This is a genomic window from Brachybacterium sp. AOP29-B2-41 (assembly GCF_052378395.1).
In the GTDB taxonomy this organism is placed as follows: Bacteria; Actinomycetota; Actinomycetes; order Actinomycetales; family Dermabacteraceae; genus Brachybacterium.
On record NZ_JBQSXR010000001.1, the window covers coordinates 424,846 to 436,588 of the forward strand.

Below are 11,743 nucleotides of genomic sequence, written 5' to 3' on the forward strand. Positions count from 1 at the left end.
GGTCCTCCGCGCTGATGACCCGCGCATCTGGGTCGGTCACGACCGGGACCGCTTCGATCAGGAGATGCATGCCCTGCGGGCACAGCTCGACGCAGTCTCACGAGGTATGCGCGAGATGGCCGACGAGCTCTCGGAGCATGCGCACGAGCAGGAGCTAGCGTCCACTGCGGACGCTCCCACGATCCCGACATCCATGGGCTCGCTGCGATCCCTGCTCGGACAGGACGGCTCCCCGAAGTATGCCGAAGACCTCTTGCGCCACCTCTTCGGAGCCTCCGGCGGCTCCACCGAGGATTCGCTGGGCGGCTTCGAAGACCCTCGGCACGTCAGCTCACGCACCATCGGCGTGGACCTCGAGACGATTCAAGCGTTCGACCCGAGAACGACTGTCCAGGGCGACAGCTTCGGCGACTGCTGGTTCCTCGCGACACTCGCGTCGGTGGCCGCACAGAACCCTGAGCTCATCGCGGAGAACATCGAGCTGGTCCACGGCCCCACCCCGGACGAGGACTACTGGATCGTGACGCTGTACGAGAACGGCGAACCTGTCGAGCACGTCGTGACGCAGGACGAACTCGTCAAGGACGGAGTCCGCGGACGCATCGACCATGACACCGGCTCCTACTCCGAACGCATCTCCTGGATGAGCATCTACGAACGGGCCGCAGTCGAACACGTGGGCGGAGACTATGGCGACCTCGAGGCGAATTTTGCCGGGAAAGGATTCGACATGATCACTGGCGACAGCGGGAGCCTTTCCATCAACGCCGGATTCGACTCGATCCGAGCGGATCTCGAGGACGGCAAGTCCGTGGTGACCAGCACCCCGCCGGGGTGGTTGCTCGGCGGCGCACCGGACGGAGACGTCGTCGACGGCCACGTGTACATCGTCGAAGGCCTGTCGACGAACCAGGAGGGCGAAGAGGTCATAGTCCTCGTCAACCCCTGGGGCACGCCGCAGCCACCGGCGTCGAAGCCACCTGTCCTCGAGCTGACTCAGGAGGAGTACGCGGCGAACTTCGTCTCCCGCAACACCGTCGCCCACGACTCGTGAGTCGACGACGGATCTCAGCCCGCGACCGTTGCCCGCCCCGCCCCCACGGGGTACGGTCGCCTCAGCTCAGACACGAGCGACGACGAGGTGGATCGTGAGCGATGCAGGCCCTGCCTCCCCGACCCGGGAGAGCGAGTCCGTGTAACCGCTACCAGCTGGTCACCGACGGATTCCGCCTACCAGGCATGGCTCCTGCGCGCCCATGAGGAGCTGCGCTCGAGCACCCGTCCGCCCCGAGCGGGCGGGCCCGTGCGGGACGCGGTGCTCGCCTCCTGGCAGCGGTCGCTGGCCACAGTGTCGGAGGCGGGCGGCACGGCCCCTGCCGCCCTCGAGGGTCATGAGCTCGCCGCAGCGCGCCGCGACCATCTCTTCTCCGCCGTGCTGCCGCTGCTGCGCTCGCGGCTGATCGACCCGGCCGTCGAGGCCGGGCTGATGGTCGCGCTCGGGGATGCGGACGGCCGCCTGCTGTGGGTCGAGGGCCGGCCCCAGCTGATCTCCCGCGCCGACGACATGGGGTTCGCCGCCGGTGCGGACTGGTCCGAGCGCGCCATGGGCACCTCCGCCCCTGCGCTCGCACTCTCCACCGCCACCCCGATGCAGGTGGTCGGGGCCGAGCACTTCCACGAGGCGGTGCATCCCTGGAGCTGCAGCGCCGTCCCCGTACTGCACCCGCACACCCGCGAGACGCTCGGCGTCCTGGACGTCACCGGCAGCACCGAGGCCGTCTCCCCGCTGGTCCTCCCGCTGCTGGAGGCCACCGCCAGGGCAGTGCAGGAGGAGCTGCGCACCCGCCTGCCGCTCGCTCCACCAGAGCAGGCTCCCACCGCCGCCCGTCGGCCGCGGATCCTGCCCCGATCCCCCGCGGTCCCGGTCGAGCTGCTGGTCACGGGCCGTCGCCCACCGCTGCTGCGCCAGGGGGCCCGCAGCCTCGAGCTCAGCGGCCGCCACGCCGAACTGCTCACGGTGCTGCATCAGCGCCCCGAGGGCATCAGCGGCGGTGAGCTGGCCGAGCAGCTGCACGGGAGCATCGCCGCGGAGGGCACCGTGCGCGCCGAGATGGTGCGGCTGCGCAAGGTGCTCGCCGCCTTCCCGGACCTCGAGATCGCCTCACGTCCGTACCGTCTGCAGGGTCCGATCTCGAGCGATCTGCTGCGGGCCCGGGCAGCGCTCGAACACGGCGACCTCGAGGACGCGCTCGCCCACGCCACGGGAGATCTCCTGCCCGCCTCCGAATCCCCCGCGATCCGTCGGCAGCGTCGACGCACCGCCGCCCACCTCCGCGAGCTCCTCCTCGAGACCGGCACCTCGGCCCAGCTGTGGCAGTACGCCCAGCGGCCCGAGGCCGAGGATGACCTCGAGGTGCTGATGGCGATCCTCGCGATCGCACCGGCGGAGGCCCCCGAACGCTCCGCAGCGGTCGCCCGGGCACGGGCGCTGCGCGGCGAGACCGGCTGAGCACTGCGCAGTCACGCACCGCACCCGCTCCGGGCCACGCCATGCCACGCCCCGAGCCACCACCCCGAGAGTCACAGACATGGGGCTTTCGGACCGTCTATTCACCTGGTTCGTGACGTTCTCGGCTGGCTGGGGCGGACAGGGCGGGGCGAGGCAGGGTTGGGCAGGGCGGGGGTGGGCGTGGCGCGGCCCGGCGGGGACGCGCGGGCCGGAGCGGGGCGGACAGGGCGGGGCGGGGGCGGGCACCGGGCGCGGACGGCTCGTCTGCAACCTTCGTGCAACGTGACCTGGGTTACGGTGCCGGGCATCCGACGTCGTCGTCGGCTCCGCCTCACATCGCACCGCAGCGAAGGGAACGCCATGACTGCCTATGCACACCCCGGCACCGAGGGCGCGAAGGTCACCTTCAAGCCCCGTTACGAGAACTACATCGGCGGCCAGTGGGTCCCGCCCACGAAGGGCGAGTACTTCGAGAACCCGACCCCGGTCACCGGCAAAGTCTTCACCGAGGTGGCCCGCTCCACCTCCGAGGACATCGAAAAGGCTCTGGATGCCGCCCACGCGGCAGCCCCGGCCTGGGGAAAGACCTCCGTCGCCGAGCGCGCGGTGATCCTCAACAAGATCGCCGACCGCATCGAGGACAACCTCGAGATGCTCTCCGTGGCGGAGACCTGGGACAACGGCAAGGCGATCCGCGAGTGCCTGAACGCGGACATGCCCCTGGCCGTGGATCACTTCCGCTACTTCGCCGGCGCCATCCGGGCACAGGAAGGCGCACTCTCCCAGCTGGACGACGACACCGTCGCCTACCACTTCCACGAACCGCTGGGCGTGGTCGGGCAGATCATCCCCTGGAACTTTCCGATCCTGATGGCGGTCTGGAAGCTGGCCCCCGCCCTCGCGGCCGGCAACTGCGTGGTGCTCAAGCCCGCCGAGCAGACCCCCGTCTCGATCCTGGTGCTCGCCGAGCTGATCGGTGACCTGCTGCCGGACGGCGTGCTGAACATCGTCAACGGCTTCGGCGTCGAGGCCGGCAAGCCGCTCGCCTCGAACAAGCGGATCGCGAAGATCGCCTTCACCGGTGAGACCACGACCGGTCGCCTGATCATGCAGTACGCCTCGCAGAACCTGATCCCGGTGACCCTGGAGCTGGGCGGCAAGAGCCCGAACCTCTTCTTCGAGGACGTCGCCGCGCAGAAGGACAACTTCTACGACAAGGCCCTCGAGGGCTTCACGATGTTCGCCCTGAACCAGGGCGAGGTGTGCACGTGCCCCTCGCGCGCCCTGGTGCAGGCATCGATCTACGACGACTTCGTCGCCGACGGCATCAAGCGGGTCGAGGCCATCAAGGTGGGCGACCCGCTGGACACCGACACCATGATGGGTGCGCAGGCCAGCAATGATCAGCTGGAGAAGATCCTGTCCTACATCGACATCGGGAAGCAGGAGGGCGCGAAGCTGCTCATCGGCGGCGGGCGTGCGGATCTCGGCGGGGAGCTCTCCGGCGGCTACTACGTGCAGCCCACGATCTTCGAGGGCGACAACTCGATGCGGATCTTCCAGGAGGAGATCTTCGGGCCTGTGCTCGCACTCACCCGCTTCTCCGACTATGACGAGGCGATCTCGATCGCGAACGACACCCTCTACGGGCTCGGCTCGGGCGTGTGGAGCCGGCAGCAGAACACCATCTACCGGGCAGGGCGCGCGATCCAGGCCGGTCGCGTGTGGGTGAACAACTACCACTCCTACCCGGCGCACTCCGCGTTCGGCGGGTACAAGTCCTCCGGCATCGGCCGCGAGAACCACCTGATGATGCTCGACCACTACCAGCAGACGAAGAACCTGCTGGTCTCCTACTCGGAGAACAAGCTCGGCTTCTTCTGAGCCGGCCCGGCCCGACGGTCCGACGGTCCTTCCGCCCTGCGGCGGAGGGGCCGTCGGGCTCTGTGGGCCCTGCGCGCTCTGCGGGTCTCAGGCGCGCGAGCGCCAGAGCAGCCAGACGAAGTAGGGCGCTCCGAGCAGGGCGACCATCAGCCCGGCCGGGATCTGCGCGGGGGCGATGAGGGAGCGGCCGAGCGCATCGGCCAGACCTACCAGCACGCCGCCGAGCAGCATCGCGACCGGGAGCGTGCGCAGGTGCCTGCCGCCCACCAGCGCCCGCGCCAGGTGCGGGGCGACCAGTCCCACGAAGCCGACCACCCCGACGGCCACCACGCTGATCGAGGCGAGCACCGCCGCGAGCCCCATCACCGCGAAGCGGGTGCGCTCCAGCCGCACGCCGAGCACCCGCGGGGTGTCCTCGTCGATCGCGAGCAGATCCAGCTCGCGGTGCAAGCCCGCCAGCAGCGGGGCGATGACCACGAGCGCGATCAGGACAGGGAGCACATCGCCGAGGCCGCGGCCGTAGGTGGTCCCCGACAGCCAGGTGAGGATCCTCGGGGTGTCCCAGGGATTGGAGCTGAGCAGCAGGAACGTGGTCAGAGCACTCATCCCGTAGCCCGTGCCGATGCCGACCAGCACGAAGCGCTCGGGGGCCAGTCCGCCCCGCCAGGCGAGCAGCGCGATCGCCGCGAACGTGACGACCCCGACCCCGACGGCGCACAGGATCATCAGCGGCCGCCCGCCGCCGAGCAGGGTCACCACGGCCGCCGCCCCGAGCCCGGCACCGGCCGTGATGCCCAGCAGTCCGGGCTCCGCGAGCGGATTGCGCACCGTGGACTGCACCACGGTGCCGGCCAGGGCCAGCGCGGCGCCGGCGAGGACGGCAGCGCCCACCCGCGGCAGGCGTTCCCCGAGGGCGCGGCCGACGAGGTCGGGGGCCGCGCCCTGCACCCACAGGGCGATGTCCCCGGTGCGCAGCCACAGGCTGCCGGCGAGCATCCCGAGCACGACCACCGCCGCGAAGCCGGCGCCGAGCACGGCCAGCACCAGGAGGAACCGCCGCCGCGAGCGCAGACCGGAGCGGGCCTGGGGCGGCTGCGCCGTCGGTCCGGAGTCCCGCAGGCGCCGCGCGAGCACGACGATCATCACCGCACCCAGCAGCGCGGTCGGGATCCCGGTGGGGATCGCGGCGGCGCCCTGCGGGGTCAGCAGGGCACGCAGCCCGGCGTCGGCCAGCAGCACGATCAGCGCACCGAGCAGCCCGGAGACCGGGATCAGCAGGTGATGACGGTGCACGGCGCCGACGAGACCGCCCAGCAGCCGTGCCAGCACCGGCGCTCCGAGGCCGACGAACGCGAGCGGCCCGGCGACGGTGACGGCCACCGCGGTCAGCAGCACGGCGCAGAGCACGGCGATCGCGCGAGTCGGGGCGACCGGCACGCCGAGCGCGCTCGCGGCGTCGTCCCCCAGCCCCAGCACGTCCAGGCGCCGGGCGAGCAGGAGGGCGGCCAGCAGCACGAGCCCGATCACCGGCAGCGCCCGCAGCGAGGCGTCGAGGTTCAGCTGGGACAGGGAGCCGCTGCCCCAGGCGTACAGGCCCGTCGTCTCCGCCTCGAAGAGGATCAGCAGCATCGTGGTGCCGGACTGCAGCGCCATCGCCACCGCGGAGCCAGCCAGGATCAGGCGCGTGGTCGAGGAGCCGGCCCCTCCCGCGAGTGCCAGCACGAGCCCGGCCGCGAGCAGCCCGCCGACGAAGGCGACAGCTCCTGAAGCCCACAGCGGCACGGTGAGGCCGAAGGCGGCCACGGCGCTGATCGCGAAGTAGGAGCCGGCCGTCACCGCGAGCGTGTCCGGGGAGGCCAGGGTGTTGCGGGAGATGGATTGCAGCAGCGCCCCGGCGGCGCCGAGCGCGATGCCGACAGCGATTCCGGCGGCGAGGCGGGGCAGGCGGGAGGCGAGCAGCACCTCGGCCACACTCACCGTCCGCTCGTCGCTCCGGGCACCGGCGAGGTGTCGCACGAGGTCGAGGAGTCCGATGTCGGAGGTGCCCTGGGTGAGGTGCCACAGCCCCACCAGCGCCACGGCGACCGCCAGTGCCGCCACCGTGGCGGTTCCCGCGAGGAGACCCCCGGCGGCCGGCCGGGTCACGGGGCCGAGACGGAGCCGACGTAGGCGTCGATCGCCTGTTCGGCGGAGCGGGGTCCGCCGAAGGTCCAGATGCCCTCGGGGAAGGCATGGGCACGGCCGTCCTCCACCGCAGGCAGGGAGGTCCAGATCTGGTTCTTCTCGAGCTCGCTGACGTAGTCCCCGGCAGGATCGTCGGTCCCGGTGTAGAAGAGGTTCGCCTCCCCCACCTCGATGAGCCCCTCGATATCCGTCTGCCCCAGGCCATAGGCCGGATCGACCTCACCGGTCCAGGCCGGCGTGAGGCCGAGCTCCGCACCGATCGCTGAGAACAGCGCGCCCTCGCCGAAGGGCCGCAGGGAGACGTTGCCGCCCTCGACCCAACCGTCGAAGTACACGAAATCGGTGGTGGGCAGGGCGGCGGCGGTGATCTCCTGCCGCGCCGAGGCGACGTGCGCCTCGAACTCGCCGAGCACCACCTCAGCGCGCTCGGTGCGCCCGGTGGCCTCGGCGATCAGGGTGAAGAGGTCTTTCATGTGGCCGAGCGGATCAGAGGCGTCCGCGCCCAGGGTGGCCAGCACCGGCACGCCCCGCTCCTCGAGCTGCGCGATGATCTCGTCCTCCGGACCGGTCGCCTCGACGATCACCAGATCCGGATCGGCCGCGAGCAGGGCGTCGAGGTTCGGCTCGCCCCGGGTGCCGACGTCCATCGTCCCCTCGGGCAGGGTCTCTGCGGTGACCCAGGTGCCGAAGCCCTCGACGTCCGCCGCTGCGACCGGGGCGATGCACAGGCTCAGCAGGCCCTCGGTCTGCTGCCACTCCAGCACGGCGACCCGCTCGGCGGGCGCCTCGAGCTCGACGGTGCGACCGAGGTGGTCCGTCACGCTGACCGGGCCGGTCGCGGTGGAGGTCTCGTCGGCCGCACAGGATTCGCTGATCGCAGCGGCGTCCGACGGGGCCCCGCTCGCGGTGTCGGGGACCTCGGTCGTGCCGCAGGCGGCGAGTGCGGTGAGGGCCAGTGCGGCGGTGGCCGCGACACGCGCGCGGCGAGGGGTACGGATCATGAGGGGCTCCTGGGGAGGGGGCAGAAAGGGGAGGGGGCAGAACAGGGAATGGAAGGTGTGAGAGGCGGGCAGCGGGAGATGAGGGTCCCCGGAGACAGGGTCCCCGGAGACGGAGAATCCTCAGTTCGTGCCCTCCGGCGGAGGCGCTTCAGCCTCAGGCTGGAGCGGCGGCGGGGAGGCTGCGGCGGCTGCGCGCGTCGATCCGCAGACGGCCGTCGAGGGGGTCCGCGGTGACGTCGATGGGGATGTCGTAGACGTGGCTGAGGTGTGCTGAGGTGAGGACCTCGGCGGCCCGCCCGGCGGCGTGCACGCGCCCCTCGCGCAGGAGCACCACCTGATCGGCGATGCGCGCGGCGTGGCCGAGGTCGAGCAGCACGATGCCGATGGCGACCCCGTGACCCTCGGCGAGCTCCCGCACCAGGTCGAGCGTCTCGATCTGATAGCGCAGGTCGAGATGATTGGTGGGTTCGTCCAGCAGCACGATCCCCGTGTCCTGGGCGAGGCAGGAGGCGAGCCAGACCCGCTGCATCTCGCCTCCCGAGAGCTCGCCGACGGCGCGCGGAGCGAAATCGGTGATGCCGGTCAGGCGCATCGCATGATCGATCGCGGCGCGGTCGGCGGCATCGAGTCCGGCGAAGCGGCGCCGGTGGGGATGGCGACCGAAGGCGACGACATCGCGGACCGAGAGCCCCTGTGGGGCGGTGCGGGTCTGGGTGAACAGCGTCAGCGCCCGAGCGAACTCCTTGGCACCGAGCAGATCGACACTGCGCTCGCCCTCCCCGTCGGTCAGACGGATCCCGCCGGAGCGCAGCGGATGGAGGCGGGCCATCGCACGCAGCACCGTGGACTTCCCGCTGCCGTTGGGGCCGAGCAGCGCCGTAACGGCTCCCGACCGCAGCGCGAGCGAGACTTCATGGACGACGGGACTGCCGCCGTAGCTCAGAGTGAGCTGGTCACCGAGGAGAGCCGGGTGCTGAGCGGGGCCGGGAACAGAGGAGGGAACGGAGCTGGCAGCGCGGCTGGGCTCGGGAGGGGCGATTGACACAAGGTAAGCCTACCCTTAGCCATTTCGGCTCGTCCACACTTGCACATATCGTGGACGACGGGAGGGCACGGCGGCTGATCAGCAGGGGCACGGCGGCCGTAAGGATGCCCGGCGGCTCAGCGGCTGCAACGCCGCCCGGCGGCTCTCGAGCCGGAACTCCCGTCACGTCCGTCGTTCCCGGCCTACCCTGGGGGCCAGAGCACTCCTCGACCTTGCGCGATGACGCGCCCCACGACGGGAGATGAGAACGATGCCCCACCTGCTCGATGTGCCCGGCATGAGCCGCTGGATCCAGCGCGACGGCCCCGAGAACGTCCTGACCGGCTTGACCCGAATCCTCGAGGAGGACCTGCGCCGGTGGGACTCCTTCGAGAAGATCCCCCGCCTGGCCAGCCACACCCCGTTCGGCGTGATCGAGCTGATGCCGATCACCGACGGGGAGCTGTACTCGTTCAAGTACGTCAACGGCCACCCGTTGAATCCTGCCCGCGGGCTGCAGACCGTCACCGCCTTCGGGATGCTGGCCGATGTGGACAACGGCTACCCGATCTTCTTCGCGGAGATGACGCTGCTGACCGCGCTGCGCACCGCCGCGACCTCGGCGCTCGCGGCCAGAGAGCTCGCGCGCCCCGGGGCCCGAACCCATGCCCTGATCGGAGCAGGCTCCCAGGCAGAGTTCCAGGCCCTCGCCTTCCGCGCGGTGCTCGGGATCGATCAGCTGCGGGTGGTGGACCTGGACGAGGCCGCGGTGGAAAAGGTGCGCCGCAATCTCGAACCGCTCGGCTTCGAGGTGCACCTGTGCGAATCGGTGGACGAAGCGGTCCAGGGCGCCGACGTGATCACCACCTGCACCGCGGACAAGGCCCGCGCCGCCGTGCTGCACCGCGACCAGGTGCGGCCCGGCACGCACGTCAATGCGATCGGCGGCGACTGCCCCGGCAAGACCGAGCTCGATCCCGCGCTGCTGGAGGCTGCGCGGGTGGTGGTGGAGTACGAGCCGCAGACCCGCATCGAGGGCGAGATCCAGCAGCTGCCACCCGAGTTCGAGGTCGCCGAGCTATGGCAGGTGATCACCGGGGAGGTCGCCGGCCGCACCGACGATGAGGAGATCACGGTGTTCGACTCCGTCGGCTTCGCCCTCGCTGACTTCTCAGCGCTGCGCTACGCGCAGCAGGCGACCGACGGGACCGATCTGTTGGAGTGGATCGATGTGATCGCCGATCCGGATGATCCGAAGGATCTGTTCTCGCTGCTCACCGCGCAGACGCCGGCGGGCTGAGCGGCCGGCCGGAGACCTGCTCGGCGTCCGCCCGCTCGAGGTCCGCGAGGAGCCGCGCCACCAGGCCGTCCTCATCGAGCTCCTCCCCGAGAGCCTGCTCCTCCGTCGCTCCGAGCAGATCCCGCGACCGATACCAGGAGGCGACCTCGACGGGGCCGACGGACACCGCCAGAGGCTTGCCGGCGTGGCGGCGCAGGGTCTCCTCGAGGCTCACGTCGAGGTAGTACACGAGGTTCGGACCCTCGTGCTCGGCCAGCAGGCGCTCGAACATCGCGCCGTAGTACTCGGCCGGGAGGATGCCTTCAAGGATCGTGATCCGCCCAAGTCCAAGGCAGTGCCGCACGATGACCGCAAGCAGGTCGGCGGCCTCGGGGTCTGGGGCGTCGTGCTCGCGAAGCATCTCCCGGCGCACCTGATCCTGCCCGATCACGGCGACCCGCCCTCGCGGGAGCGAGCGCTGCACGCGGCGGGCGATCGTCGACTTGCCGGACGCGGAGTTCCCGCGCAGAATCACGAGCACGGAAGGCACCGGGTCACGCTCCGTGGGAGGGCTCGACCATTTCGGCGGGTGTGGTCTCCGGCTCGGTGCCGGTGATCTGCCCGAGCACGTTCATCAGGTGGTAGATGACCAGTGCTGCCGCGGTGCCGAGCGCGATGCCGGTGAGCTGGATGCCTCCGAAGGTCCAGGTCACGTTCGCGATGCCCACCACCAGGGCGACACCGGCGGTGAACTGGTTCTTCGGGCGGGAGAAGTCGACCTTGCCGTCCACCCACATGCGCACGCCGACGATGCCGATCAGGCCGTAGAGCACGAAGGTCACGCCGCCGAGGACGCCCGGCGGGATGGTGAAGATCATGGCGCCGACCTTCGGGGAGAGCGAGAGCAGGATCGCGACGATGCCGGCCACCCAGTAGGCGGCGGTGGAGTAGACGCGGGTGGCGCTCATGACGCCGATGTTCTCGCCGTAGGTGGTGGTCGGCGAGCCGCCGAAGCCGGCCGAGAGCGCCGTGGCCAAACCGTCGGAGCTGAGGGTGCGGCCCACCATGTGGTCGAGGTTCCGATGGGTCATCAGGCCCACGCTGGTCACGTGGCCCACGTTCTCCGCCAGCAGCACCACCACGACGGGCAGGAACATCGGCAGCAGGCCGAGGTTGAACTCGGGGTGATGGAACTCGGGCAGGCCGAGCCAGGCGGCGTCGGCGACGGGAGAGAAGTCGACCTCGCCGCGCAGCACCGCCACGGCGTAGCCGACCAGCACGCCCAGCAGCACCGAGACCCTCCCCAGCAGGCCCTTGAACAGGGCGGTGCACAGCACCACCGCGAACAGGGTGATGGTGGCGGTGACCGCCGACTCCTTGAAGTTCAGGTACGCCGTCGGAGCGAGGTTGAAGCCGATCAGGGCGACGATCGAGCCCATCACCACCGGCGGCATGAGCGCCCCGATCCAGCGGGTGCCGATCTTCTGGACCAGCAGTCCCAGCAGTGCCAGCAGGATGCCGGTGACCATCACCCCGCCGAGCGCCGCGCCCATCGAATCTGCCTGAGTGGAGGCGGTGATGGGGGCGATGAAGGCGAAGGAGGAGCCGAGATAGCTGGGCACCTTGTTGTGGGTGATGATCAGGAACAGCAGGGTGCCGATGCCGGAGAACAGCAGGGTCGTCGACGGCGGGAAGCCCGTCAGCAGCGGCACCAGGAAGGTGGCGCCGAACATGGCGATGACGTGCTGGGCGCCGATGCCGATGGTCAGCGGCCAGGCCAGCCGCTCCTCGGGCAGGACGATCGCGTCGGGGGCGATGGTGCGGCCATCTCCGTGCAGGCTCCAGCGGAACATGATTCTCCA

General features: G+C 70.6%; 9 protein-coding genes. 4 read left to right on the top strand and 5 right to left on the bottom strand.

The window, feature by feature from the left end:
• Positions 1-64 precede the first annotated feature (64 nt).
• The 3 genes from ACT3T9_RS01960 to exaC all read left to right on the top strand — a co-directional run bounded on the left by ACT3T9_RS01960 (position 65) and on the right by exaC (position 4,393).
• Positions 65-1,054 carry a C2 family cysteine protease gene (locus ACT3T9_RS01960; protein WP_444605851.1) on the top strand — a complete coding sequence of 330 codons (990 nt, stop codon included), beginning with the start codon at positions 65-67 and terminating at the stop codon, positions 1,052-1,054.
• Between the two features lie 249 nt (positions 1,055-1,303).
• Positions 1,304-2,509, top strand: coding sequence for a helix-turn-helix domain-containing protein (locus ACT3T9_RS01965; RefSeq protein WP_444605852.1), 1,206 nt, complete (start codon positions 1,304-1,306; stop codon positions 2,507-2,509).
• A 360-nt stretch (positions 2,510-2,869) separates the two neighbouring features.
• The gene (gene exaC, locus ACT3T9_RS01970; RefSeq protein WP_444605853.1) at positions 2,870-4,393 is read left to right on the top strand and encodes an acetaldehyde dehydrogenase ExaC; all 1,524 of its coding nucleotides are present in this window, start codon (positions 2,870-2,872) and stop codon (positions 4,391-4,393) included.
• A gap of 87 nt (positions 4,394-4,480) precedes the next feature.
• On the opposite strand, the gene ACT3T9_RS01975 is transcribed toward exaC, so the two are convergent.
• The 3 genes from ACT3T9_RS01975 to ACT3T9_RS01985 all read right to left on the bottom strand — a co-directional run bounded on the left by ACT3T9_RS01975 (position 4,481) and on the right by ACT3T9_RS01985 (position 8,623).
• On the bottom strand, positions 4,481-6,538 hold the full coding sequence (locus ACT3T9_RS01975) for an iron ABC transporter permease (RefSeq protein WP_444605854.1): 2,058 nt from the start codon (positions 6,536-6,538) through the stop codon (positions 4,481-4,483).
• Positions 6,535-7,578 (bottom strand): iron-siderophore ABC transporter substrate-binding protein, encoded by a 1,044-nt coding sequence (locus ACT3T9_RS01980; protein WP_444502494.1) that lies wholly within the window; start codon positions 7,576-7,578, stop codon positions 6,535-6,537. The genes ACT3T9_RS01975 and ACT3T9_RS01980 overlap by 4 nt, the downstream gene beginning before the upstream one ends.
• 154 nt (positions 7,579-7,732) lie before the next feature.
• On the bottom strand, positions 7,733-8,623 hold the full coding sequence (locus tag ACT3T9_RS01985) for an ABC transporter ATP-binding protein (RefSeq protein ID WP_444605855.1): 891 nt from the start codon (positions 8,621-8,623) through the stop codon (positions 7,733-7,735).
• Between the two features lie 250 nt (positions 8,624-8,873).
• Between ACT3T9_RS01985 and ACT3T9_RS01990 the strand changes: the two genes are divergently transcribed.
• Positions 8,874-9,902, top strand: coding sequence for an ornithine cyclodeaminase (locus ACT3T9_RS01990; protein WP_441446118.1), 1,029 nt, complete (start codon positions 8,874-8,876; stop codon positions 9,900-9,902).
• Here the strand turns inward: ACT3T9_RS01990 and ACT3T9_RS01995 are convergent.
• The gene (locus tag ACT3T9_RS01995; RefSeq protein WP_441446119.1) at positions 9,877-10,431 is read right to left on the bottom strand and encodes an AAA family ATPase; all 555 of its coding nucleotides are present in this window, start codon (positions 10,429-10,431) and stop codon (positions 9,877-9,879) included. The genes ACT3T9_RS01990 and ACT3T9_RS01995 overlap by 26 nt on opposite strands.
• Before the next feature lie 4 nt (positions 10,432-10,435).
• Positions 10,436-11,734, bottom strand: a complete 1,299-nt coding sequence (locus ACT3T9_RS02000; RefSeq protein WP_442332444.1) for a uracil-xanthine permease family protein — start codon at positions 11,732-11,734, stop codon at positions 10,436-10,438.
• Positions 11,735-11,743: the final 9 nt, after the last annotated feature.

Excerpts from the sequence above, each read along its gene's own strand:
- ACT3T9_RS01980 (WP_444502494.1), bottom strand. The coding sequence starts at position 7,578 with ATGATCCGTACCCCTCGCCGCGCGCGTGTCGCGGCCACCGCCGCACTG.
- ACT3T9_RS02000 (WP_442332444.1), bottom strand. The coding sequence starts at position 11,734 with ATGTTCCGCTGGAGCCTGCACGGAGATGGCCGCACCATCGCCCCCGAC.
- ACT3T9_RS01990 (WP_441446118.1), top strand. The coding sequence starts at position 8,874 with ATGCCCCACCTGCTCGATGTGCCCGGCATGAGCCGCTGGATCCAGCGC.
- ACT3T9_RS01960 (WP_444605851.1), top strand. The coding sequence starts at position 65 with ATGCATGCCCTGCGGGCACAGCTCGACGCAGTCTCACGAGGTATGCGC.
- exaC (WP_444605853.1), top strand. The coding sequence starts at position 2,870 with ATGACTGCCTATGCACACCCCGGCACCGAGGGCGCGAAGGTCACCTTC.